The organism is Brevibacterium sp. NPDC049920 (assembly GCF_040656435.1).
In the GTDB taxonomy this organism is placed as follows: Bacteria; Actinomycetota; Actinomycetes; order Actinomycetales; family Brevibacteriaceae; genus Brevibacterium; species Brevibacterium pityocampae.
The window spans coordinates 199,523-222,596 of the sequence record NZ_JBFAMF010000003.1 but is presented as its reverse complement, the minus strand read 5'-3'; the positions used below and the strand labels follow the sequence as shown (position 1 = coordinate 222,596).

The following is a 23,074-nucleotide window of genomic DNA, read 5'->3' as shown; positions in this document are numbered from 1 at the left end:
CGCTCAGCGGCCGCGCTCGACCGCGATCGCCCGACGCATGGTGCTGCGGGCGCGTCGCCGGTCCCCGGCCGCGTCGTAGGCGCACGACAGGCGGAACCAGCGCCGCCATTCCTCCGGGGCGGCCTCGACCTCGTCCCGGTACTTGGCGAACTCGGCGTCGGCGGCCTCGCGGACGATCCGGCCGCCCGGGGTGCGCGGCAGGGTGTCCTCGGGCAGGCCGCCCTCGTCCTCGAGGATCGAGCCGAGGCGCTGCATGCGCGAGCCGAACAGGAGCTCGGCGATGAGGGCCCAGGCCCCGACCACCGGCAGCGCGAACAGTGCGATCCCGAGGATCTTCGCGATCGGGTCGTCCTCGGTGAGCATGATCCAGCCGCGCTGCACGGTGAAGACGAGGTAGACCGCGAGCAGCGCGGCGACGACGAGGGCGCCGATCTTGGCCTTCGACATCAGAGGGTGAGGTAGTTCTCGAGCCCGACGGCGAGCCCTTCGCGGCCGCCGATCTCGCGGATCGCGGTGATGATGCCGGGCATGAAGGCCGAGGTCGAGAAGGTGTCGGTGCGGAGGGTGAGCGCCTCGCCGTCCGCGCCGAAGTGGATCTCCTCGCTCGCATTCATCCCCAGCTGGCGGACCGCGTGGACGTGGATGCCGTCGATGACGGCGCCGCGCGCCCCGTGGGGGTCGGATTCGGTGGCATCGGGCACCGCCGGGAGACCGGCCGCGCTTCGGGCGGCGGCGATCCGCTGCGCAGTGTGCACCGCGGTGCCCGACGGCGCGTCGAGCTTGCGCGGGTGGTGGATCTCGACGACCTCGGCGGAGTCGAAGTACTTCGCGGCGAGCTCGGCGAAGTGCATCGCGAGCACCGCGCCGATCGAGAAGTTCGGGGCGATGAGCACCGCGGTGCCGGGGTGCTCGGCGAGCAGCGATTCGAGCCGGGAGAGGCGCTCGGCGTCCCAGCCGGTGGTGCCGACGACGGTGTCGATGCCGTGCTCGACGAGGAAGCGCACGTTGTCCTCGGTGGCTCGCGGCACGGTGAGCTCGACGGCGACGTCGGCCTGCGCGTCGAGCACGGCGTCGAGGCCGTCAGCGCTGCCGAGCGCGGCGACGAGGGCGAGCCCCTCGGCCTCCTCGATCGCTGCCACCGCATGCGAACCCATGCGTCCCTGTGCGCCGATGACGGCGACCCTGATCTCACTCATATGTTGATCCTCCCGGCGACCCATCCTACCGCCGCGCCCGCTCCGCCCACGCCCGCACCGGGTCGAGCGCCGCCGGGTCGACGGCCCCGGAGTCGGTGCCGAGGAGGGCGAGGAACTGCTCGTCGGTCGCGGTGCGTCGGCGCCGCAGGCGGGTGATCGCCCCGAGCGTGTGCATCATCACCCGCTCCCGCAGGCCGAGCTCGGCCCACCGGATGCGGCCGGGGACCTGGAACACGGGAGTGTCGCCGAGGTGGGTGCGGGCCACCTCGGCCCGCCGGGAGGAGTCGATGGGCATGAGCCCGACGAGCACCGCTGCCGCCGGCTCCCCGGAGCGCCGACGCAGCTCCGCGAGGCCGTGGATGCGGCCGGCGTAGATCGGCGCGACCAGGATCACCGGCGCTCCGGCGGGGGCAGGGTCCGCGAGCGGGTGCGCCCCGGTCCCGAGGTCCGCGGCGAGGTTCTCCGCATAGGATCGGGCGGTCCCGTGCTTCGAGCTGTGGACGATGTGCCAGGGCATGGCGTTCCTCCGATGCCCCTGCAGACGACTGCGGACCCGGTCGAGGACCGGGTCCGCAGTCGGACCGCAGGGTTCAGGTGCGGTGCGGGGTGCTCATCACTTGCCGAGCAGCAGCCCCGGGGTCTGGGTGCGTGCGCGCTCGAAGCGGGCCTGCACGTCCTCCCAGTTGACGATGTTCCACCACGCCTTGACGTAGTCGGGCTTGACGTTCTGGTAGTCGAGGTAGAACGCGTGCTCCCACATGTCGAGCTGGAGCAGCGGGATGTAGCCCACCTGGACGTTGCCCTGCTGATCATAGAGCTGCTCGATGGTGAGGCGCTGACCCAGGGTGTCCCAGCCGAGGATGGCCCAGCCGGAGCCCTGGATCGAGGTCGCGACACCGGTGAACTGGCCCTGGAAGGCGTCGAATCCGCCGAGCTGGTCGTCGATCGCCGCGGCGAGCTCACCGGTGGGCTTGTCGCCGCCGTCCGGGGACATGTTGTTCCAGAAGATCGAGTGGTTGACGTGGCCGCCGAGGTTGAACGACAGGTCCTTCGACAGCTTGCCGATGGTCCCGAAATCACCCTTCTCGCGGGCCTCCGCCATCTGCTCGAGGGCGGTGTTCGCACCCTTGACGTAGGTGGCATGGTGCTTGTCGTGATGGAGCTCCATGATCTTCGCCGAGATGTGCGGCTCGAGAGCGGCGTAGTCGTAGGGCAGCTCCGGGAGCGTGTACTGCTCAACCATGTGTTTCCTCCTCATTCGGACGTGTCCGGGCCGACGTGGTCGTCCCGGCGCGGCAGTGTGCCGCCATGCACTTCGACCCTATCGAAGGGTCCTATGCCTCACAACGCGTTCCCACCTGGCAGTATTCCGAACGGCTCCGGCGAGCTGCCCGGCATCCCGGTCGCCGCGGGGATCCGTGGAACCGGTCCGGAGGCGCTCAGCCCGGGAGCTCGAAGGCGGTGCCCGGTCCGCAGGTGACGAGCGCGCGCGGACCGGCGGCGAGGCGCTCGGCGAGCGCGGTCACCTGCTCCGGCGTCACCGCCCGCACCCGGTCGATGAGCTCGGACGGGGTCTGCAGCGGCCGGCCGTAGAGCTCGGCGCGCGCCAGGCGGTTCATCCGGGCCGCCGAGCTCTCGAGGCCGAGCACGGTGGACCCGGCGACCTGGGACACGATCGCCTCGACCTCGTCGCGGCCGGGCACAGTCGTTGCCAGCCGGTCGAGCTCCGCCGCGCACAGGTCGATGACCTGCTGGGCCGAGGCCGGCGAGGTGCCCGCGTAGATCCCGAACTGCCCGGAGTCGGCGTGGGTGCTCGCGATGCAGTGGACGCTGTAGGCGAGCCCGCGCTCCTCCCGGATCTCCTGGAACAGGCGCGAGGACATTCCGCCGCCGAGCAGCGAGTAGAGCACCGTCATGGTGAACCGCTCGTCGTCGGCCTCGGGGAGGCCGGGCATGCCGAGGATGATGCCCTGCTGCTCGGTGTCCTTGACGACGGTGTGCACCCCGCCGTGGAACTCCGGAGGTGTGCGCACCGGGCGGAGGCCGGCGCCCGGAGCGGAGGACAGCTCGGGCAGGTCGGCCGTCGCGCGGGCGACCATCTCCACCACCGCGGAGTGCTCGGCGCCGCCGGCGGCGGCGAACACGAGCCGCGGTCCGACGTAGTCGTGCGCGTAGTGGTCGAGGAGCGTCCGGTGGTCGAGTGCGCGGATCTGCTCCTTGCGCGCCCCGACCGGCCGGCCGAGCGGGTGCCCGGCGTAGACGAACTCGTCGAAGGCGTCGTAGAGCACCTCGCCGGGGTCGTCGGCACTCATCGCGAGCTCCTCGAGGATGACCCCGCGCTCGCGCTCGAACTCGCGGGCGTCGAGCGTCGAGTGGAGCACCATGTCCCACAGCAGGGCGGTGATGTGGTCGACGTCGTCGACGAGGCAGCGGGAGAAGTAGCAGGTGTACTCCTTCGCCGTCACCGCGTTGCTCTCCCCGCCGGTGCGGTCGAACTCCTCGGCGATCCGGCGGGCGGAGCGCTGCGGCGTGCCCTTGAAGAGCATGTGCTCGAGGAAGTGGGTCGACCCGGCGGCGGTCGGTGCCTCGTCGCGGGAGCCGGAGTCCACCCAGATGCCGACGGTCTCGGACTCGAGACCCGGCATGGTCTCGGAGATGACGCGGATACCACTGGGGAGGACAGAGCGGTAGACGCTGCTGCCCTCCCCCAGGAGCTGTTCGGTGATCAAACCGGCGGCTTACTCCTCGGCCCCGGCGGCGTCCTGGCCGCTCTCGGCGTCGTCCTCATCGGTGACGGGGACGAGCGAGAGCTTGCCGCGGTCGTCGACCTTGGTGATCTCGACCTGGATCTTCTGACCCACGGACACGACGTCCTCGACATCCTCGACGCGCTTGCCGTCGTTGAGCTTGCGCAGCTCGGAGATGTGGAGCAGGCCGTCCTTGCCGGGGCTCAGCGACACGAAGGCGCCGAAGGACATGCACTTGACCACGGTGCCGAGGTAGCGCTCGCCGACCTCGGGGACCTGCGGGTTGGCGATCGCGTTGATCGCCGAGCGCGCGGCGTCGGCGGCCGGACCGTCGGTCGCCCCGATGAGCACGGTGCCGTCGTCCTCGATGCTGATCTCCGCTCCGGTGTCCTCCTGGATCTGGTTGATCATCTTGCCCTTGGGGCCGATGACCTCGCCGATCTTGTCGACCGGGATGCGCACCGAGATGATGCGCGGCGCGGTCGGCGCCATCTCCGCCGGCCCGTCGATCGCCGCGGCGATGACCTCGAGGATGACGTCGCGGGCCTCCTTCGCCTGCTTGAGCGCAGCGGTGAGCACGGCCGCCGGGAGTCCGTCGAGCTTGGTGTCGAGCTGGATCGCGGTGATGTACTCCGAGGTGCCGGCGACCTTGAAGTCCATGTCGCCGAAGGCGTCCTCGGCGCCGAGGATGTCGGTGAGCGCGGCGTAGGCCGTCTGCGGGCCGCTGTCGGTCTGGACGACGTCGGACACGAGGCCCATCGCGATGCCGGCCACGGGGGCCCGCAGCGGCACACCGGCGTTGAACATCGACAGGGTCGAGGCGCAGACGGAGCCCATTGAGGTCGAGCCGTTGGAGCCGAGCGCCTCGGACACCTGGCGGATCGCGTAGGGGAACTCCTCACGCGTGGGCAGCACCGGGACGAGGGCGCGCTCGGCGAGCGCGCCGTGGCCGATCTCGCGGCGCTTGGGGCTGCCGACGCGACCGGTCTCGCCGGTGGAGTACGGCGGGAAGTTGTAGTGGTGGAGGTAGCGCTTGCGCGTCACCGGCGACAGCGAGTCGATCTGCTGCTCGAGCTTGAGCATGTTGAGCGTGGTGACGCCGAGGATCTGGGTCTCGCCGCGCTCGAACAGGGCCGAGCCGTGGACGCGCGGGAGCACGCCGACCTCGGCGGTGAGCGGCCGGATGTCCTTGAGGCCGCGGCCGTCGATGCGCACCTGCTCGGTGAGGATCCGCTGCCGCACGACCTTCTTGGTCAGCGCGTTGAGGGCGCCCGCGATCTCCTTCTCGCGGCCGGCGTACTTCTCGCCGAGCTCGCTGAAGAGGGTGTCGAGGAGGGCGTCGCCGGCGGCTTCGCGCTCCTGCTTGTCCGCGATCTGGAAGTTCTTCGTCTGCTGCTCGAAGGCGAGCTTCTCGACGTCGGCGTAGACGTCGTCCTGGTACTCACGGAAGACCGGGAACTCGACGGTCGGCTTCGCGGCCTTGTCGGCGAGCTCCTGCTGGGCGCGGACGAGTTCGCGGATGAAGGGCTTGGCGGCCTCGATGCCGTCGGCGACGATCTCCTCGGTCGGCGCGGTGGCGCCGCCCTGGACGAGATCCCAGGACTGCTCCGTGGCCTCGGCCTCGACCATCATGATCGCGACGTCGTCACCGACGACGCGGCCGGCGATCGCCATGTCGAAGGTGGCGTCCTGCAGCTGCGAGTAGTTGGGGAACGCGACCCACTGGTCCTCGATGAGCGCGACGCGCACACCGCCGATCGGGCCGGAGAAGGGCAGCCCGGAGAGCTGCGTCGACAGCGAGGCGGCGTTGATCGCCAGGGTGTCGTAGATGTGGTCGGGGTGGATCGACATCACGGTGACGACGACCTGCACCTCGTTGCGCAGGCCCTTGACGAAGGACGGGCGCAGCGGGCGGTCGATGAGGCGGCAGGTGAGGATCGCGTCCGTGGAGGGGCGTCCCTCACGGCGGAAGAACGAGCCGGGGATGCGGCCGGCGGCGTACATCCGCTCCTCGACGTCCACGGTGAGGGGGAAGAAGTCGAAGTGCTCCTTCGGGGACTTGCCGGCCGTGGTGGCCGACATGAGCATGGTCTCGTCGTCGAGGTAGGCGACGGCGGCGCCGGCGGCCTGCTGGGCGAGGCGCCCGGTCTCGAACCGGACGGTGTGGGAGCCGAAGCGCCCGTTGTCGATGTGTGCGACTGCTGATTCTGGATTGAGGCCCAAGTGAGCTCCGTTCTACGTGCGCACGCCGGATCCGGCGGTGCGCGTGGGGTGGACCGCCGCGGTCGGTGCGCACCGTGTGCGCACCCGGTGATTCGGCCCGGTCATCGATCGAGGCCCACGCATTCTCTGTGCTGCGGAGGCCACTACCGATCACCGGCGACGCCGATCCGGCGGGCTCTGACCGTGCCAGTCTATCAAGTGAGGCCGCCGGAGCCGACCGGCCTGTGCCGGCACCCGACAGCGGGCACGCAGGACCCGGATGAATGACACAGGACCCGCTGAGATCTCAGCGGGTCCTGTGGCTTCGGCGCGGTCCGGATGGACCGCTGCGATCATGCGATCAGCGGCGCAGGCCGAGGCGCGCGATGAGCGCGCGGTAGCGCTCGATGTCGACCTTCTGCAGGTAGCCGAGCAGACGGCGACGGTGGCCGACGAGCAGCAGCAGGCCCCGGCGCGAGTGGTGGTCGTGCTTGTGCTCCTTGAAGTGCTCGGTCAGATCCTTGATGCGACGGGTGAGCACGGCGACCTGGACCTCGGGGGATCCGGTGTCGCCTTCGTGGATTGCGTATTCCTTGATGATCTCCTGCTTGATCTTGGGATCAAGAGCCATGGATGTCTCCTCCGGGTCGTTGCGCGGCGCCCCGACCTCGTGTCGTGAGCACTGTGGAACCGCGGCCGGCTGTGAAAAAACGGCGTCTACGAGCCTAGCACAGCGCGGACGTCGTCGATGTCCCGGTGCATCTGGGCGATGAGGGCGTCCATCCCGTCAAAGGTGACCTGGCCGCGGATGCGCTCGATGAACTCGAGCGTCATCCCGGATCCGTAGACGTCGAGGTCGGGGAACGCGACGTCGACGATGTGGGCCTCGACCCGCCGTTCGGCACCGTCGAAGGTCGGGTTGGTGCCGATCGAGATCGCCGCCGGGTAGCGCTCGGGGTCCGCGTCGAAGAAGGCCCAGCCGGCGTAGACGCCGTCGGCCGGGACGAGCCCGGCGGAGTCCGGGGACAGGTTGGCGGTGGGGAATCCCATCTCGCGGCCGCGGGCGTCGCCGTGCACGACGGTGCCGTTCACGGTGTGCGGGCTGCCGAGCATCTCCGCGGCCGCCCGGACGTCGCCCTCGCGGAGCAGGCGGCGGACCTCGGTCGAGGAGAAGCGACCGTGCTCGCCGACATCGTCGATGGTGACGACCTCGAAGCCGTAGGTGCGTGCCAGAGTGCGCAGGGTGTCGATGCTGCCGGCGTTGTCGCGGCCGAACCGGACGTCCTGTCCGACGGCGACGAGGCGCGCGCCGAGCCCCTCGACGAGGTAGTCGCGGACGAACTCCTCCGGGGTCTGGGCGGCGAAGTCGAGGGAGTAGCGCTGGACGAGCACGGCGTCGATGCCGGTCTCCGACATCCGGGCGAGACGGTCGGTGAGCGCGCCGATGAGCTCAGCCGGGGTGTCCGGCCGGTGCACGGTCTGCGGATGGGGGTCGAAAGTCACGGCGATCGACTTGAGCGAGCGCCGGCGGGCGAGATCGCCGAGATCGCCGAGGACGGCCCGGTGACCGCGGTGCACCCCGTCGAAGTTCCCCAGGGTCACTGCCGTGGGACCGAACCCCGCGGGGATGCGGTCGAGCTCCCAGAAAACTTCCACGTCCGTCCTTCCCAGCGCGAATACCCGGTTCAGGTTACCGCATCACCACCGCAGCGCTAGCGCCAGGATGCCGCTACCCGAGGCGATGAGGAGCCAGGCGAACGACCCGATGCAGACTCGACAGACGCTCGTCGTGCTGAGCAACGATCCGAATCCGACCTCATGCGACATCGGGCTCATTCATGCGCGGCCGGCCGCGGCCCGGGTCTCAGCCGTCGGCGCGACCCGGCACCGTGATGCCGGTGGCGGACTTGAAGCGACCCTCGCGCCGCTCGAGGACCGCGATGAGCTCACCACCGGCGATCCCGGCCCAGTGCCCGCCCGATGCCGCGGGTGCCGTGTCGAGGTCGACGAACTTCCCCTGCATGAGCGCGGTCGCCGTCTCCCGGTCCAGGTCGATCACCGGCAGCACGCGCGCGGCCGCCTCGGCGAGCGGCATGAGGGCGGGCGACGGAGCCGACGCGGGGTCCTGAGGCAGCTCGACCGCCCCGGACAGGTCGAACGCACCCACCCGGGTGCGGCGCAGTGCGACGAGGTGGCCGTGGACGCCGAGGTCGCGCCCGAGGTCACGGGCGAGCGCCCGGATGTACGTGCCCGAGGAGCAGGTCACCTCGACGTCGACGTCGACGTGCCCGCGGCCCGCTTCGTCCTCCCCCGGACGGATCGCGCCGACGGCGAACGCGGACACCGTGACCGGGCGCGCCCGCAGCTCGACCTGCTCGCCGGCGCGCACCCGGGCGTAGGAGCGCACGCCGTCGACCTTGATCGCGGACACCGCGCTCGGCACCTGCTCGATGTCCCCGGTGAGCGCGGCCGCCCCGGCGCGGATCCGCTCCTCGGTCACCCGGGCGAGGTCCGCGGGGTCGGCGAAGACGTCCGGGGCGGAGTCGGCGTCGTCGGTCGGCGTCGAGGATCCGAGCCGTATCGTCGCGGTGTAGGTCTTGTCCGCCCCGACGATGTACGTCAGCAGCTTGGTCCCGCGCCCGAGCCCGAGCACGAGCACCCCAGTGGCCATGGGGTCGAGCGTGCCGGCGTGCCCGACCTTGCGCGTGCCGAACCACTTGCGCACCCGCGAGACCACCCCGTGGCTGGTGATGCCCTGGGGCTTGTCGATGATGAGCATGCCGGTGTTCGGGTCCATGACCGTCCTGTCGCTGGGGAGATCGCGCCCGCCGTGAATGGGAGAACCGCTGCGCCGAGGGTATCAGCGCAGCGGTTCCGCCGCCGTGCGGGTCCGGCCCGGGTGGGGGCCGGAGGACATCACTGGAAGGAGATGTGCACGTGGTCGTAGTGATTGGCCGTGACGGAGCCGCGATCCGACATCGGGCGCCCCTTCCAGCCGGTGTAGGAGGCAAAGATCTTCTGCTCCCGGATCACGTACTTGATGTTGAGCTCGGACTTGTTCGCGATGAGGTACTCGGTGATGCGGTCGCCGGTCGAGCCGGTGATCATCACGTCGACGGCGTTGCCGGAGTGGTGGTCCGAGCCCGGGTCGTTGCGGCGGCCGCCGTAGGACTTGACCTCCGGGAAGGCCGCGCAGACCGCACGGTAGCCCTTCTTCGCATTGGCGGTGAGGCCGGACTCGATCGAGGACGACACCGAGCACGGCGAGTTCGACACGCCCTCGGACGAGGAGCCGGACGACGACTCGTCGGAGGACTCCTTCGAGGAGCCGGACGACGACTCGTCGGAGGACTCCTTCGAGGAGCCCGAGGCGGTCTCACCGGAGCGGTCGCTCGAGCGCGAGCTCGACTCCGTGCGCTCCTTCGACTTCGACTTCGACTCCGAGGGGGTCGGCTCGGGCTCCGGGGTGGGGAGCTTCGCCTCGGTCTTCGCTTCCGACGTGTAGTTCGGGTCGTCCTTGAGGGACTCGAAGTACTCCTCGGCGGCCTTGTCCCAGTGCTCCTGCTCGGCGGCCTCGTCGACCGCGGGGGTCTCCTCGGGCGCCTCGGCGGGCGGGGCGGTGGCCTGGTTCTCGGCCTTGACGACGCCGGCGTTCTCGTCCGGCGCGAAGGCGAAGGAGGAGGCGACGATCGCGGTGGTCGCGGCGGCCGGCAGCGCGATCGCGGCGACCATCGGCCGACGCTTGACCGTCTTGAGAACTCCGGTCGCGGTGTTCGGTTCGGCGCTGTGACGCCCCGAAGACTTGCGTCCCATGGCGGAGATGTCACGGACGAGAGTCCGTGCGTTCGCGCCCCAGGAGGGCTTCGGATCAGAGTGCTTACCCAATTCGACTGTCCCTTAACAAAGTTGTAATCGTTCCGTGATCTCAACCGAGTGTAGCCGGGATTCCGGTGATGACAAAACGATAACGACACCTCGTTTCCGTGACATCGATCGCACCCCGGCTGACGAGGCGGAACGCACGCGTCCCCCGATCCGGTGCGGGATCGGGGGACGGGACCGGAGCGGCGTGCGGAGCCGGCCGCGGCCTGTGATCAGGACCCTGCGGTCTGCTCGCCCTCGTCGTCCTCGGCCTTGGGCCTGCGGTACGGGTCGGCGTCACCGGCAGGCTTCGCCTGTGCGGCGAGCCGGGCCACCTCGGCGTCGTGCGCGGCGGCCTTGGCGAGCAGCTCGTCGAGCTCCGCGGCCGCAGCCGGCACCTGGTCGGCGACGAACTCCAGCGTCGGGGTGAGCCGGATCTGCAGACCCTTGCCGACCTCGGACCGGAGCAGCCCCTTCGCGGAGTTCAGCGCCGCCTGCGTCGACGCCAGCTGCTCGTCGTCGCCGTAGACGGTGTAGAACACCGTCGCGTGCTGCAGGTCACCGGTCACCCGCACATCGGTGACGGTGACGAACCCGAGGCGCGGGTCCTTGACCCGCTTCTCGAGCGTGCGGGCGACGATCACCTGGATCCGGTCGGCGATCTTCCTGGCGCGTGTGGGATCGGCCATGATGGTCCTTTCATCGGAGCCGCGCACGGGCTGCGGTGCAGCCCGTGCGCGGATCGGTCGGAGCGGGCGCGAGGTCAGTCGCGCGGCTTCTCCTGCATCTCGAAGGTCTCGATGAGATCTCCGTCGCGGATGTCGTTGAACTTGCCCAGGCCGATACCGCACTCGTAGCCCTCGCGGACCTCGGTCGCATCGTCCTTGAACCGCCGCAGCGACTCGATGGACAGGTTGTCCCCGACGACCACGCCGTCCCGGGTGACCCGGGCGGTGGCGTTGCGCTTGATGATGCCGTCGCGCACGATGCAGCCGGCGATATTGCCGAACTTCGACGAGCGGAAGATCTCGCGGATCTCCGCCGAACCGGTGTGCACCTCCTCGAACGTGGGCTTGAGCATGCCCTTGAGCGAGTTCTCGATGTCGTCGATCGCGTCGTAGATCACCGAGTAGTAGCGGACGTCGACGCCCTCGCGCTCGGCGGCGTCGCGGGCCTTGGCCTCGGGACGCACGTTGAAGCCGATGACGATCGCGTTGTCGACGGTGGCGAGGTTGATGTCGTTCTCCGTGATCGCACCGACGCCGCGGTGGATGATCCGGAGGTCGACCTCGTCGCCGACGTCGATCTTGAGCAGCGAGTCCTCGAGCGCCTCGACGGCACCGGACACGTCGCCCTTGAGGATGAGGTTGAGCATGTCGACCTTGCCCTCTTCGAGCGCCTTGGCGAAGTCCTCGAGGCTGATCCGCTTGCGGCCGCGGGCCTGAGCGGCGTTGCGCTCGATGGCATCGCGCTTCTCCGCGATCTGCCGGGCCGTGCGGTCGTCGTCGGTGGACAGGAAGGTGTCACCGGCGCGCGGCACGCTGGAGAGGCCGAGCACCTGCACGGGACGGGACGGGCCCGCCTCGTCGAGCTGCTCGCCGTTCTCGTCGAACATCGCGCGGACGCGGCCGAAGGCCGTGCCGCAGACGATCGCATCGCCCTGACGCAGGGTGCCGGACTCGATGAGCACGCTCGCGACCGCACCGCGGCCCTTGTCGAGCTTCGCCTCGATCGCGATGCCGCGCGCGGACTTGTCCGGGTTGGCCTTGAGATCGAGGGCGGCGTCGGTGGTGAGCAGGACGGCCTCGAGCAGGTCCTCGATGCCGGTGCCCTTGAGCGCCGAGATCGGTACGAACATCGTGTCGCCGCCGTACTCCTCCGAGACGAGGTTGTACTCGGTGAGCTGCTGCATGACCTTGGCCGGATTCGCCCCGTCCTTGTCGACCTTGTTCACCGCGACCACGATCGGCACGTCGGCCGCCTGGGCGTGGTTGAGGGCCTCGATGGTCTGCGGCATCACGCCGTCGTCGGCCGCGACCACGAGGATCGCGACGTCGGTGGCCTTCGCACCGCGGGCACGCATGGCGGTGAACGCCTCGTGGCCCGGGGTGTCGAGGAAGGTGATGCGACGCTCCTCGTCGTCGTGCTCCACGGCCACCTGGTAGGCGCCGATGTGCTGGGTGATGCCACCGGCCTCCTTCGAGGCGACGTTGGCCGACCGGATCGCGTCGAGCAGCTTGGTCTTGCCGTGGTCGACGTGACCCATGACGGTGACGACCGGCGGACGCGGCTGCTTGTCCTCGGCGTCCTCGGCCTCCTCCTCGGCCTCGAGGTCGATGTCGAAGCTCTCGAGCAGCTCGCGGTCCTCGTCCTCCGGGGACACGATCTGCACCTTGTAGCCGAGCTCCTCGCCGAGCACCTGGAAGGTGTCCTCGTCGAGGGACTGGGTGATCGTCGCCATCTCACCGAGGTGGAACAGCACCGTCACGAGATTCGTGGGATCGGTGTTGATCTTCTCCGCGAAATCGGCGAGCGAGGAGCCGCGACGCAGGCGCAGCGGGGTGGTGCCGTCGCCGCGCGGGACCGAGACGCCGCCGACCGACGGAGCCTGCATCTGCTCGAGCTCCTGGCGCTTGGCGCGCTTGGACTTCCGTCCGCGAGCGCGACCGCCGCCGCGGCCGAACGCACCCTGCGTGCCGCCGCGACCCCGGCCGGAGCCGCGCGGGCCGCCGGGACGGCCGCCGGCGCGCGGAGGACCACCGGGTCCGCCGCCGGGTCCGCCGGGTCCGCCCCGACCGCCGCCGCGCGACGGGGCGGGCTTGGCGAGGGCGGAGTTCTTCAGCAGGCCCGGGTTGGGGCGCGGAGCACCCGGACGCGGGCCGGGCTTGGCACCGGGCTTCGGGCCGCCCGGACGGGGCGCACCCTCGACCGAGGGCTTGGGGCCGGGCTTGGCACCAGGCTTGGGCATCCCCTGCGAGGGCGCGAAGGGATTGTTGCCGGGGCGGGCGCCGCCGCGCTTGCCGCCGGGTTTGGGCATCCCCTGCGAGGGCGCGAAGGGATTGTTGCCGGGACGGGCGCCGCCGCGGGGCTTGGGGGCCGGACCACCGGGCTTCGGGGTCTCCTTGGCCGCCGGCTTCGGAGCGGGTGCGCCGGGCTTCGGCGCGGCCTGCGCCGCCGGGCTCGGGGCCGGGGCGGCGGGGCCGGGGGTCGCCGCCGGTGCAGGCTTCGACTCGGCCGGCTTCGCCTCGGCCGCGGGAGCGGCGGGTGCGGGCTTGGCGCCCGGGGCTCCGGGCTTCGGGCCGGACTTCGCTCCCGGCTTCTGGGCGCCGGGCTTCTGCGCCGCGGACTTCTGGCCGGCCGGCTTCTGCTCTGCGGTCTTCTTCTCCGCAGAGGCGCGGCCGGCCTGGTCGCCGTAGGTCTCCTTGAGCTTGCGGACGACCGGTGCTTCGACGGTGGAGGATGCGGAACGGACGAATTCGCCCATGTTCTGCAGCTTCTCCAGGACGTCCTTGCTTGTTGTGCCGAGCTCCTTGGCGAGCTCATGGACACGGGGCTTTGCCACTTTTCTCCTGTCCGGGTTCCTTCCCGGACAGGGAGGAACCTCATTACCGGGTAGCAGTCATCTCACTGCTCACGACCGTCAGTGTGGGGTGTCATTTCTGAGCACTCACTGGTTGGTTTCCATCTGGTGTACCCGCTCTTCTGTCGAATGGTGGATCCAGCGCGGGATCTCCGGGGGCTCGATGCGAGCCACACGGAAGGCCCGCGCGAATGCATTCTTCTTCCGTGCCGCCTGCCAGCACTTCACCGTGGGGTGGATCCAGGCTCCCCGTCCGGGGAGCCTGCGACGGACGTCGACGACGGCCTGCGGCGGATCGCCCCGCTGCACGGTGAGGCGCAGGAGGGCGGACTGCGGTCCGCGTCGTCTGCACGCAATGCACATCCGGGTGGGATCGACTGCGTGAGGCACGCCGACCAGTCTACATCACCGCCGGTGCCGGGCCGCACGACGCCCGGTTGCAGCCGCTCCCGGGTCACTCGGCGGCGACGATGTCGATCTTCCAGCCGGTGAGCTTGGCGGCGAGACGGGCGTTCTGCCCCTCCTTGCCGATCGCGAGCGAGAGCTGGTCGGCTGGAACGGTGGCGCGCGCCACCTTGAGCGCGCGGTCGAGCACCTCGACCGAGGAGGCCCGGGCCGGCGACAGCGCGTTGGCGACGAACTTCGCCGGGTCCTCGCTGTGGTCGACGATGTCGATCTTCTCCTGGCCGAGCTCGGCCATCACCGAGCGCACCCGGGATCCGAGCTCGCCGATGCACGAGCCCTTGGCGTTGACGCCGGGCACCGTGGCCCGCACCGCCATCTTGGTGCGGTGGCCGGCCTCGCGGGCCAGCGCCACGATCTCCACGGTGCCGTCGGCGATCTCCGGGGATTCGTGGGCGAACAGCTTGCGCACGAGGTTCGGGTGCGAGCGGGACACGGTGATCGAGGGGCCCTTGAGCCCCTTGTGGACGTCGGTGACGTAGACCCGGATGCGGTTGCCGTGGGAGTACTGCTCGCCCGGCACCTGCTCGTGCGGGGGCAGCACCGCCTCGACCTCGCCGAGGTCGATCTGGATCATCCGCTCGTCGCGGCCCTGCTGGATGACACCGGAGACGATCTCTCCCTCGCGGTCGCGGAAGGAGCCGAGCACGGACTCGTCCTCCACATCGCGCAGCTGCTGGTGGATGATGTTCCGGGCGGCCATCGCCGCGATCCGGCCGAAGCCGTCGGGGGTGTCGTCGAACTCCCCCACCGGGGTGTCGTCGTTGTCGAACTCGACGGCCCAGATGACGACCTTGCCGGTCTTCGTGTCGAGCTCGGCGCGGGCATCGGGGTAGGAGCCCTCGGTCTTGAGGTAGGCGTTGAGCAGGGCCCGCTCGATGAGTTCGACGAGCGTGTCGAAGGGGATCTCCTTCTCGCGCTCGATCAGTCGCAGGGCGCTGAGGTCAATGTCCATGATGATGTCCTCCGATCCGACAGCATCGGTTCTGCCCGGCTGTTCACTTGTCGAGTATGCAGGTGTGAGACCCCACCATAGTCGAACGGCCGCAGCGGCTGAACCGCCGTCGAGCCGGCTCGACGGCCTCTCAGCGGAAGCGGAGGACGACCTCGGCGTGCTCGATCTCGTCGAGCCCGAGGACGACGGGCTCCCCCGTCTTCTCCTCGTGCACGGTGACGGCGGCGTCGTCGACCTCGGCGAGCTCGCCGCGCAGGGTGCGGGCGGCCGTCCGCACATCGATGGTCCGACCGCGCACACGGCGGAAGTGGCGGGCCTCGCTGAGCGGGCGGGAGGCGCCCGGGGAGGTGACCTGGAGGTCGTAGGGATGGTCGTTGAAGAGGGGCAGCTCGTCGATCTCCTCGGACACGATCCGGGTGGCGAGCGCGATGTGCTCGAGCGACACCGGGTCCGCGGTGTCCTCGGGCAGGTCGATCATCACGGTCAGGGTGCGGTGCCGGCCGGCGGCGACCGCCTTGACCTCCTCGACGACGAGTCCGGCGGCCGCGAGCGGGGCGGTGATGCGATCGATGACGGTCTGCTGGTCCTGCGCCATGTCCGGCCTCCTCATCTGCAGTGCTGCACGTCAACCCCCAGGGTAGTTCACGCTACGATTGGGCCCATGCACCTCCTCCCCGGACTCCCGCGCAGCCGTCGTGCCGTGCTGGGTCTGGGGTTCCTCGGCGCACTCGGCGGCCTCACCGCCTGCTCCCTGCGACTCGATGTGCCGCCGGACGTACCGACCCCCGCCGCCCTCGACGCCCTGCGCAACGACGTGGCCCGGATGCTCGCCGCGACCGAGGCGCCCACCGGCGGCGGGGATCCCGCCGACCTCGATGCCCTGCGGGCCGCGGCCGGGCCCGAGTGGGCCCCGCCGAGCGAGCTCGTCACCCCCACCTCCTCCCCCACCCCGGAGTCCTACAGGTTCGCCGACGGTCTGAACTCGGTCACCGAACTCGTCCTCGACCGCCTGCCCGAGGTGATCGGCGGCCCGGCCGGACAGGCCGAGTCCGCCGGCGGGCGCGGCCTCGCCGCCCTCGTCGACATCGCCGTCGGAGCCGTGCTCGCGCTCGCGCCCGCAGATTCCGAGCGTGCCGCGGCGCTCGGCCGGCGCCTGGCCGCACTGCCGGAGAACGCCCCCGACCCCGCCGGCCCCGGAGCCGGGGCCGTTGCTCCCAGCGGCTCCGCGGACGCGGAGGATCCGGAGCCGGACGACGGGGGACCCGAGCCGGACGGCGATCCGAGCGCCACGCCGGCGGCGCCCGGGCTCGAGGGCTTCGTCCGCGCCTGCTATCAGGCCGCCTACGGGTACGAGCGCCTCGCGGTGTTCCACGATGCCGAGGACGCCTACGGGGAGTTCGCCCGCGCCCGGATCACCCGGCTCGACGATGCCGCGATCCAGGGCAACGAGCTGCGTGAGACCGCCGGGCTCGCCGCCGTCGGCAACGAGCCCGCCTGGCAGCTCGATCCCGCCCCCGTGGACGCCGAGTCGGCGCTGCGCACGGCCACCGCCGTGGAGGACCTCGTGGCCGCGGCCGCGCTCGGGCTGTTCGAGACCCCGGGTGCGGAGTACCTCGGCACCGCGCAGCTGTGGATGTCCGCCGACGCCCGTGCCCGGGCCGGGCAGCGGCAGCTCCTGCGCTACCGGATCACCGATGCGTCCACGGCCTCGCCGGCGGCAGGCGGGGGCGCGTGATGAAGATCCCCGAGGTGCTGTTCAACTCCGCCGCGGAGATCATCGGCGTGCCGCGGGCCCAGGCCTGGGCCGACGCGCTCGATCACATGGTGTTCGAGCTCCTCGACCGCTGGAAGCTCACCCCCGACCCGCTGCCCACCGCACCGTGGGCGGGAGCGGAGAGCCTGGTCATCCCCGTCCTCACGAAGGAGCGGTACCAGGCGGTGCTGCGCTTCGCGTGGCCGAACACCGACAACCCGCTCGTGCACGCGCAGGTGCTGCGCGCCCTGCAGGCCTGGGGCGGCCACGGGGCGGTGCGGGTGATCAGCGAGGACTCCTCCTTCCGGGCGACCCTGCAGGAGCGGCTGCGCACCACGGTCAACCTGTCCGCGGAGCCGCTGGAGTCGGTGGCGCCGATCTGGGGGCAGCTCGCCCGCTCCCTCACGGTTCCCGCGCAGCCCGGGTTCGTGCGCGTCCAGGACATCGCGGCGGGCTGGCTCGAGAAGTTCCCCGCCGACGTCGGCCTCGTCACGGAGTTCCCCGCGTTCACGCCGCAGGACCGCTACGTCCTCGACTCCGCCCGCGCGTGGATCGAGACGCTCGCCCGGTCGGAGGAGGCCTGGCTCATCCACGCCGACCTCCACTACTACAACATCCTCGCCGGCAACCCCGATCAGCACGGGGTGGCAACGTGGAAGGCGATCGACCCGCAGCCGCTGAGCGGGCCGACGGCGTACATGGTCGCCCCGGTGCTGTGGAACCGGCTGTTCGAACTCCCCGGGGCGACGCCGGAGGATCAGGCGCGCTGGCTCCACGCCTTCGCCGGCCGGCTGTGCACCCATGCGGAGATCGACCCGGCGTACGGGATCGGTGCGGCGGTGGCGCGCGAGGTCGAGAACATGTTCTGGTACCTCCGCTCCGCCTACGGTGGGAACCGGAAGGCGTTCGGCGACGCCGCGCGCTCGCTGTGGGTGTGTCGGGCGCTGTGCGGTCTGCCGGTGCAGGGGATCGACGCCCACACCCTCAAGCGCCTCGGCTGAGGACCCCGGCTCAGGGGCCGGTGAGGAAGTCGAACCCGAGCTTGAGGATGAGCGCTCCGACCACGACGAGGAACACGATCCGGACGAAGCCGCTGCCCCGGTCGAGCGCGGTGCGGGAGCCGAGCCGGCCGCCGATGATGTTGCCGAGTGCGAGCGCCAGTCCGTACTCCCAGACGACGTGGCCCTGCGGGATGAAGAAGGCGAGCGCGCCGACGTTCGTCGCGAAGTTGATGACCTTCGCCTGGGCCGAGGCGCGGAGGAAGCTCAGACCGATGATCGAGACGAAGGCGATGACGAGGAACGAGCCGGTGCCGGGGCCGAGCATCCCGTCGTAGACGCCGACGATGCCGCCGATGAGCCACGAGTAGGCGTGGTACCGGCGACTGCGGTCGGAGTACCGGAGCACGGCCTCCGCACCGAGGCTCGGCTTGAGGAGGGTGAAGATCGCCACGAGCACGAGGGCTGCGAGGATGATCGGGGTGAACAGGTCCTCCGGGACCGAGGCGGCGAGCATCGCCCCGCCCACCGCACCGAGGAACGCGCACAGTGCGGCGGGCACGACCGCGGACAGGTCCGGCGGGATGCGCCGCATGTAGGTCGCGGCCGACACCGCGGTGCCGGCGATCGAGCCGACCTTGTTCGTCCCGACCGCGGCGAGCGGGGAGACACCGGGGACGAGCAGGAGGACGGGCAGCTGGATCAGCCCGCCGCCGCCGACCACCGCGTCGACCCACCCCGCCAGGAGACCCGCGGCGAACAGCGCCAGCAGGATGACGGGGAGGGAGACGGCGGCTTCGGTCACCGCCCCGTCCGGTGCGCGCCCACGGCCGCGTACTGCTCGTCGATGAAGCGCACGATCTCCGTGACCGCCTCGGCGACGGCCAGGTCCCGGCTGTCGCCGGTGCGGCGGTCGCGCAGCTCGACGGTGCCGTCGGCCAGACCGCGGCCGACGACGAGCACGGTGGGCACGCCGAGCAGCTCGGCGTCGCCGAACTTCACACCCGGCGAGGTCTTGGGCCGGTCGTCGATGAGCACGCGCACGCCCTCGGCCTCGAGTGCGGCGGTGATCTCCTCGGCCTTCGCGAGGATCTCCTCGCCCTTGCCGGTGGCGACGATGTGGACGTCGGCGGGGGCGAGGTGCTGGGGCCAGATGAGTCCGCGCTCGTCGTGGTTGCCCTCGGCGATGCACGCCATCACCCGGGTCACGCCGATGCCGTAGGAGCCCATGGTGACGACGGTGCGCTTGCCGTTCTCGTCGAGCACCGTGAGGTCGAGCGCCTCGGCGTAGCGGCGGCCGAGCTGGAAGATCTGCCCGATCTCCACGCCGCGGGCGAGCTCGAGGGGGCCGGAGCCGTCGGGGGCCGGGTCGCCGGCGCGCACCTCGGCGGCCTCGACGGTGCCGTCGGCGGTGAAGTCGCGGCCGTGGACGAGGTCGAAGACGTGGCGGCCGTGCTCGTTGGAGCCGGTGATCCAGCGCGAGCCCTGCGCCACCCGCGGGTCGAGCAGGTACTTGATGCCGGTCGACCCCTCGAGTCCGAGCACGGGCGCGTCGATGCTGGTGCCGGGGCCGATGTACCCGCGCACGAGGCCCGGGTGGGCGGCGAGGTCGGCCTCGGTGGCGGGCTCGACGGCGATCTCTCCGGCACCGAGCGCTCCGGAGCCGGCGGCGCGGTCGAGGTCGACCTCGCGGTCGCCGGGCAGCCCGATGACGACGATCTCGCGCTCGCCGTCGGGGTGGGTGATCGCGACGACGACGTTCTTCAGGGTGTCCGCGGCGGTCCACTCGCGGTCCTCGCGCGGGTGGTGCTCGTTCGCGGCGGCGACGAGGGTGGCGATCGTCGGGGTGTCGGGGGTGTCCTCGACGTGCGCGGCGGGCACGTGCGCGCAGTCGAGGGGCTCGGGCGTGGGGGTGGTGACGGCCTCGACGTTGGCGGTGTAGCCGCCGGGCGAGCGGACGAAAGTGTCCTCACCGACCTCGGACGGGTGGAGGAACTCCTCGGTCTCGGACCCGCCCATCGCCCCGGCGGTCGCCTTGACGGTGATGTACTCGAGCCCCAGCCGGTCGAAGATCCGGATGTAGGCCTGCCGCATGTTCTCGTAGGAGGCGGCCAGCCCGGCGTCGTCGATGTCGAAGGAGTAGGCGTCCTTCATGATGAACTCGCGGCCGCGCAGCACTCCGGCCCGCGGGCGCGCCTCGTCGCGGTACTTCGTCTGGATCTGGTAGATCGACAGCGGCAGGTCCTTGTACGAGGAGTACAGGTCCTTGACGAGGAGGGTGAAGACCTCTTCGTGGGTGGGGGCGAGGATGTAGTCGTTCTGGCGCCGGTCCTGGAGGCGGAACATGTCGTCGCCGTAGTCCACCCAGCGCCCGGTCGTCTTGTAGGGCTCGGCAGGCAGCAGCGCGGGGAAGTGGACCTCCTGGGAGCCGGCGGCGTTCATCTCCTCGCGGACGATCTCCTCGACCCGGCGCAGCACGGTGAGGCCGAGCGGCAGCCAGGTGTAGATGCCCGGGGCGGCGCGGCGGATGTACCCGGCGCGGTGCAGCAGCTTGTGGCTGGCGACCTCGGCGTCGACCGGGTCCTCCTTGAGGGTGCGCACGAACAGCGATGACATCCGCAGGGGCATGAAGGACTCTCCTCTAGGTCAGGGGCGACCGGTTCGGCAGGGGTGACCGGCTTCGACGATCTCCTGGGACTGTACCACCGCGGGCGCGTGCGGCAGGGCCTGCAACGGAGTCCTCGGGCCGGGCCGGCGCGGGCGCGGGACCTTGGCCCGCGCGGCACCTGCGGAGCACCGGGTCGGGGCGTGTGAAGCACCGGGTCGGGGCCTGCGGAGCACCGGCCCAGGGTCTGAGGAGCACCGGGTCGGGGCCTGCGGAGCACGGGGTCGGGCTCGTGCGGGTGCCTCGCTGATTGAGACGCCCCGGTGCCGCGACGGCGCCTGTGCCACACTGCCGGTACCGTCTCATCGTCATCGTCGGCGCTCCTCGAGGAAGAGGCGTCGGCACTGCTGGTCCCGGGAGGATCCATGACCGATCATCCACGTCTGCCGCTCGCCGGAGTGCGGGTGCTCGAGCTGGGGAACTACATCGCCGCTCCCACAGCCGGGCGGATGCTCGCCGACTTCGGCGCCGAGGTCGTCAAGGTCGAGCGGCCGGGCACCGGCGACGAGCTGCGCAACTGGCGTCTCCAGCAGGGCACGACCTCGCTGCTCTATCGCACGATCAATCGCAACAAGAAGTCGGTCGCGCTCGACCTCCGCTCCCCCGCCGGGCTCGCCGCGGTCAAGGCGCTCGTCGCGGAATCCGACATCCTGCTCGAGAACTTCCGGCCGGGCACCCTCGAGAAGTGGGGTCTGGGTCCCGAGGTGCTCGACGAGCTCAACGACGAGCTCGTGCTCGTGCGGATCTCCGCGTTCGGTCAGACCGGCCCGCTGTCCGCCCGGCCCGGGTTCGCCGCCGTCGCCGAGGCGTACGGCGGCTTCCGCGAGCTCGTGGGCGATCCCGACCGGCCGCCGACGCGGGTCGGGGTGTCGATCGGGGATTCGATCGCCGGCATGCAGGCGGCGTTCGGCGCGTGCATGATGCTGTTCGACCGCGAGCGCCGGCGGGCACAGGCGAACGCGAAGTCCGATGAGCCGGATGCACCGCGCACGGTCGACGTCGCTCTCAACGAGGCGATGTTCTCCGTCATGGAATCGCTCGTGCCCGACTACTCCGCGTTCGGACGGCTGCGCACCCGCACCGGCGGGCGCACCGAGGGGATCGCGCCGTCGAACGCCTATGTGTGCGCGGAGGGGAAGTCGATCGTCATCGCCGGCAACGGCGACGGGATCTTCCGCCGCTACATGGAGGTCATCGGCCGGCCCGACCTCGCCGCCGACCCGGGGCTGGCCTCGAACGCGCAGCGCTGGGCGCGCCGGGACGAGCTCGACGCTGCGATCGGAGCCTGGACGGCGGAGCGCACCGTGGACGACGCGCTCGCCGCACTCGATGCCGCCGGCGTGCCGGCCGGGCCGATCTACACCGCCGAGGACATCCTCGCTGACGAGCAGTACCGGGCGCGGAACATGATCCAGCGCTTCGACGTCGACATCGGCGACGGGGTGCTGCCCGATGTGGCGTTCCCCGGGATCACCCCGGTGATCGGCGGGACCTCGGTGGAGATCGACCACCTCGGGCCCGACCTCGGGGAGCACACACGCGAGGTGCTCGAGGCCGCCGGGGTCGATTCCGGGACGATCGCGGAGATCCTCGGTGGCGGTGGGGCCGACAGCGCGGCCGGCAGTGAGGTCGACGGAGCACGGAGAGCATCAGGAGCAGAGGGAGGACGACCATGACCGAGGACACCACCAGCACCCGTCCCGGTGCGCGCCCGACCGCGCGGCTGCGCGATGTCACGCTGCGCGACGGCCTGCAGCTTACCGGTGGGCTCCTCGAGACCGAGGTCAAGGTCGACCTCATCCGGGAGCTGCTCGCGCTCGGCGTGCCGGAGCTCGAGATCGGCTCGCTCGCCCGGCCGGACCTCGTGCCGCCGATGGCGAACACGCTCGAGGTCGTCGCCGCGCTCACGCCGGAGGAGCTGCGCAGCTGCTGGCTGTGGGTGGCGACACCGCGCCACGTCGAGCGCGCGGTCGCGGCCGGCGTGACCCGCCTGCAGTACTGCCTGTCGGTGTCCGATGCGCACAACCGGGCGAACATCGGACGCTCGACCGAGGACTCGATGGCCGCGCTCCCCCGCGCTCTCGACATCGCCGCCGAGGCGGGTGCGGAGCTCCAGCTGTGCCTGGCGACGTCGTTCACCTGCCCCTTCGACGGGCCGGTCGATCCGCGGCGCACACTCGCGCTCGTGGCTGATCCGCGCGCGGCCCGGTGCAGCGAGACCGTCATCGCCGACACCCTGGGGCAGGCCGATCCGGCTCAGGTGGCGCTTCTCGTGGCGGGGGCCGCACGGCTGCGGCCGCATGCCGGCGTCGTCTTCCACGGCCACGACACCTGGGGGCTGGGCGTGGCGAACACACTGGCGGCGATCACGGCGGGCGCGACCTCGGTCGACGGTGCGCTCGGCGGTCTGGGCGGCTGCCCGTTCGCGCCGGGGGCCTCGGGGAACACCTCGAGCGAGGACATCCTGTTCGCGACGAAGCCCGACTGGCTCACCACGGAGCGGTTCGCTCGGATCGTCGAGCTCGGTGAGGACCTCACCGCACGCCTCGGCGAGCGCAACGCCTCGAAGGCGGCACAGGGCGCCCGCTCGACCGCGCGTGCCTTCCCGTGGGTGATCAGCGGGTCCTGACCAGGCGAGTGTGACCGGCTGATCTC

The 23,074-nt window shown here is 71.1% G+C and carries 21 protein-coding genes; 4 read left to right on the top strand and 17 right to left on the bottom strand.

Annotation, left to right across the window (positions count from 1 at the left end; all coding sequences use genetic code 11):
- Window positions 1-3: 3 nt before the first annotated feature.
- From AB0I45_RS04255 to AB0I45_RS04185, 15 genes are all read right to left on the bottom strand, one after another.
- The gene (locus AB0I45_RS04255) at window positions 4-447 is read right to left on the bottom strand and encodes a hypothetical protein (RefSeq protein ID WP_360316994.1); all 444 of its coding nucleotides are present in this window, start codon (window positions 445-447) and stop codon (window positions 4-6) included.
- Window positions 447-1,196 (bottom strand): 4-hydroxy-tetrahydrodipicolinate reductase, encoded by a 750-nt coding sequence (dapB, locus tag AB0I45_RS04250; RefSeq protein ID WP_247423764.1) that lies wholly within the window; start codon window positions 1,194-1,196, stop codon window positions 447-449. The genes AB0I45_RS04255 and dapB overlap by 1 nt, the downstream gene beginning before the upstream one ends.
- 25 nt (window positions 1,197-1,221) lie before the next feature.
- Window positions 1,222-1,713: a flavodoxin domain-containing protein gene (locus AB0I45_RS04245; RefSeq protein ID WP_247423765.1), complete on the bottom strand. Its 492-nt coding sequence runs from the start codon at window positions 1,711-1,713 to the stop codon at window positions 1,222-1,224.
- Window positions 1,714-1,809: 96 nt separating this feature from the next.
- The gene (locus AB0I45_RS04240) at window positions 1,810-2,439 is read right to left on the bottom strand and encodes a superoxide dismutase (RefSeq protein ID WP_137320097.1); all 630 of its coding nucleotides are present in this window, start codon (window positions 2,437-2,439) and stop codon (window positions 1,810-1,812) included.
- A 196-nt stretch (window positions 2,440-2,635) separates the two neighbouring features.
- The gene (locus tag AB0I45_RS04235; RefSeq protein ID WP_247423766.1) at window positions 2,636-3,925 is read right to left on the bottom strand and encodes a pitrilysin family protein; all 1,290 of its coding nucleotides are present in this window, start codon (window positions 3,923-3,925) and stop codon (window positions 2,636-2,638) included.
- A gap of 9 nt (window positions 3,926-3,934) precedes the next feature.
- Window positions 3,935-6,166: a polyribonucleotide nucleotidyltransferase gene (locus AB0I45_RS04230; protein ID WP_247423767.1), complete on the bottom strand. Its 2,232-nt coding sequence runs from the start codon at window positions 6,164-6,166 to the stop codon at window positions 3,935-3,937.
- A 340-nt stretch (window positions 6,167-6,506) separates the two neighbouring features.
- Complete coding sequence (gene rpsO, locus AB0I45_RS04225) at window positions 6,507-6,776, bottom strand: 30S ribosomal protein S15 (RefSeq protein WP_137320100.1); 270 nt, start codon at window positions 6,774-6,776, stop codon at window positions 6,507-6,509.
- 86 nt (window positions 6,777-6,862) lie between these two features.
- A complete protein-coding gene (locus AB0I45_RS04220; protein ID WP_137320101.1) occupies window positions 6,863-7,801 on the bottom strand; it encodes a bifunctional riboflavin kinase/FAD synthetase in 939 nt (312 codons plus the stop codon).
- A gap of 208 nt (window positions 7,802-8,009) precedes the next feature.
- The gene (truB, locus tag AB0I45_RS04215) at window positions 8,010-8,942 is read right to left on the bottom strand and encodes a tRNA pseudouridine(55) synthase TruB (protein WP_137320102.1); all 933 of its coding nucleotides are present in this window, start codon (window positions 8,940-8,942) and stop codon (window positions 8,010-8,012) included.
- Between the two features lie 119 nt (window positions 8,943-9,061).
- Window positions 9,062-9,958: a ligand-binding protein SH3 gene (locus AB0I45_RS04210; RefSeq protein WP_360316986.1), complete on the bottom strand. Its 897-nt coding sequence runs from the start codon at window positions 9,956-9,958 to the stop codon at window positions 9,062-9,064.
- 281 nt (window positions 9,959-10,239) lie between these two features.
- Window positions 10,240-10,695: a 30S ribosome-binding factor RbfA gene (gene rbfA, locus AB0I45_RS04205; RefSeq protein WP_137320104.1), complete on the bottom strand. Its 456-nt coding sequence runs from the start codon at window positions 10,693-10,695 to the stop codon at window positions 10,240-10,242.
- Window positions 10,696-10,769: 74 nt separating this feature from the next.
- Entirely contained in the window at window positions 10,770-13,568 is a 2,799-nt protein-coding gene (infB, locus tag AB0I45_RS04200; RefSeq protein ID WP_360316982.1) for a translation initiation factor IF-2, read from the bottom strand.
- A gap of 105 nt (window positions 13,569-13,673) precedes the next feature.
- Window positions 13,674-13,949, bottom strand: coding sequence for a YlxR family protein (locus tag AB0I45_RS04195; RefSeq protein WP_276087799.1), 276 nt, complete (start codon window positions 13,947-13,949; stop codon window positions 13,674-13,676).
- A gap of 91 nt (window positions 13,950-14,040) precedes the next feature.
- On the bottom strand, window positions 14,041-15,003 hold the full coding sequence (gene nusA / locus AB0I45_RS04190; RefSeq protein WP_137320106.1) for a transcription termination factor NusA: 963 nt from the start codon (window positions 15,001-15,003) through the stop codon (window positions 14,041-14,043).
- Window positions 15,004-15,133: 130 nt separating this feature from the next.
- Complete coding sequence (locus tag AB0I45_RS04185; RefSeq protein ID WP_247423779.1) at window positions 15,134-15,598, bottom strand: ribosome assembly cofactor RimP; 465 nt, start codon at window positions 15,596-15,598, stop codon at window positions 15,134-15,136.
- Window positions 15,599-15,664: 66 nt separating this feature from the next.
- On the opposite strand from AB0I45_RS04185, the gene AB0I45_RS04180 reads away from it, so the two are divergent.
- Together AB0I45_RS04180 and AB0I45_RS04175 are read left to right on the top strand one after the other, a co-directional pair.
- Complete coding sequence (locus AB0I45_RS04180) at window positions 15,665-16,738, top strand: hypothetical protein (protein ID WP_137320108.1); 1,074 nt, start codon at window positions 15,665-15,667, stop codon at window positions 16,736-16,738.
- Window positions 16,738-17,757, top strand: coding sequence for an aminoglycoside phosphotransferase family protein (locus tag AB0I45_RS04175; protein ID WP_137320516.1), 1,020 nt, complete (start codon window positions 16,738-16,740; stop codon window positions 17,755-17,757). The genes AB0I45_RS04180 and AB0I45_RS04175 overlap by 1 nt, the downstream gene beginning before the upstream one ends.
- A gap of 10 nt (window positions 17,758-17,767) precedes the next feature.
- Here the strand turns inward: AB0I45_RS04175 and AB0I45_RS04170 are convergent, their stop codons facing one another.
- Together AB0I45_RS04170 and AB0I45_RS04165 are read right to left on the bottom strand one after the other, a co-directional pair.
- Window positions 17,768-18,559 (bottom strand): TSUP family transporter, encoded by a 792-nt coding sequence (locus AB0I45_RS04170; protein ID WP_137320109.1) that lies wholly within the window; start codon window positions 18,557-18,559, stop codon window positions 17,768-17,770.
- On the bottom strand, window positions 18,556-20,382 hold the full coding sequence (locus AB0I45_RS04165; protein ID WP_137320110.1) for a proline--tRNA ligase: 1,827 nt from the start codon (window positions 20,380-20,382) through the stop codon (window positions 18,556-18,558). Before AB0I45_RS04165 ends, AB0I45_RS04170 begins: the two co-directional genes overlap by 4 nt.
- 402 nt (window positions 20,383-20,784) lie before the next feature.
- Here AB0I45_RS04165 and AB0I45_RS04160 point away from each other — a divergent pair, with 402 nt between their 5' ends.
- Together AB0I45_RS04160 and AB0I45_RS04155 are read left to right on the top strand one after the other, a co-directional pair.
- Entirely contained in the window at window positions 20,785-22,095 is a 1,311-nt protein-coding gene (locus AB0I45_RS04160; protein WP_247423787.1) for a CoA transferase, read from the top strand.
- Window positions 22,092-23,048 carry a hydroxymethylglutaryl-CoA lyase gene (locus AB0I45_RS04155; RefSeq protein WP_360316975.1) on the top strand — a complete coding sequence of 319 codons (957 nt, stop codon included), beginning with the start codon at window positions 22,092-22,094 and terminating at the stop codon, window positions 23,046-23,048. Before AB0I45_RS04160 ends, AB0I45_RS04155 begins: the two co-directional genes overlap by 4 nt.
- Window positions 23,049-23,074 lie beyond the last annotated feature (26 nt).

Coding starts and splice junctions, on each gene's coding strand:
- AB0I45_RS04255 (WP_360316994.1), bottom strand. CDS start 447: ATGTCGAAGGCCAAGATCGGCGCCCTCGTCGTCGCCGCGCTGCTCGCG.
- dapB (WP_247423764.1), bottom strand. CDS start 1,196: ATGAGTGAGATCAGGGTCGCCGTCATCGGCGCACAGGGACGCATGGGT.
- AB0I45_RS04245 (WP_247423765.1), bottom strand. CDS start 1,713: ATGCCCTGGCACATCGTCCACAGCTCGAAGCACGGGACCGCCCGATCC.
- AB0I45_RS04240 (WP_137320097.1), bottom strand. CDS start 2,439: ATGGTTGAGCAGTACACGCTCCCGGAGCTGCCCTACGACTACGCCGCT.
- rpsO (WP_137320100.1), bottom strand. CDS start 6,776: ATGGCTCTTGATCCCAAGATCAAGCAGGAGATCATCAAGGAATACGCA.
- truB (WP_137320102.1), bottom strand. CDS start 8,942: ATGGACCCGAACACCGGCATGCTCATCATCGACAAGCCCCAGGGCATC.
- AB0I45_RS04210 (WP_360316986.1), bottom strand. CDS start 9,958: ATGGGACGCAAGTCTTCGGGGCGTCACAGCGCCGAACCGAACACCGCG.
- rbfA (WP_137320104.1), bottom strand. CDS start 10,695: ATGGCCGATCCCACACGCGCCAGGAAGATCGCCGACCGGATCCAGGTG.
- AB0I45_RS04195 (WP_276087799.1), bottom strand. CDS start 13,949: ATGTGCATTGCGTGCAGACGACGCGGACCGCAGTCCGCCCTCCTGCGC.
- nusA (WP_137320106.1), bottom strand. CDS start 15,003: ATGGACATTGACCTCAGCGCCCTGCGACTGATCGAGCGCGAGAAGGAG.
- AB0I45_RS04185 (WP_247423779.1), bottom strand. CDS start 15,598: ATGGCGCAGGACCAGCAGACCGTCATCGATCGCATCACCGCCCCGCTC.
- AB0I45_RS04180 (WP_137320108.1), top strand. CDS start 15,665: ATGCACCTCCTCCCCGGACTCCCGCGCAGCCGTCGTGCCGTGCTGGGT.
- AB0I45_RS04175 (WP_137320516.1), top strand. CDS start 16,738: ATGAAGATCCCCGAGGTGCTGTTCAACTCCGCCGCGGAGATCATCGGC.
- AB0I45_RS04165 (WP_137320110.1), bottom strand. CDS start 20,382: ATGCCCCTGCGGATGTCATCGCTGTTCGTGCGCACCCTCAAGGAGGAC.
- AB0I45_RS04160 (WP_247423787.1), top strand. CDS start 20,785: ATGACCGATCATCCACGTCTGCCGCTCGCCGGAGTGCGGGTGCTCGAG.
- AB0I45_RS04155 (WP_360316975.1), top strand. CDS start 22,092: ATGACCGAGGACACCACCAGCACCCGTCCCGGTGCGCGCCCGACCGCG.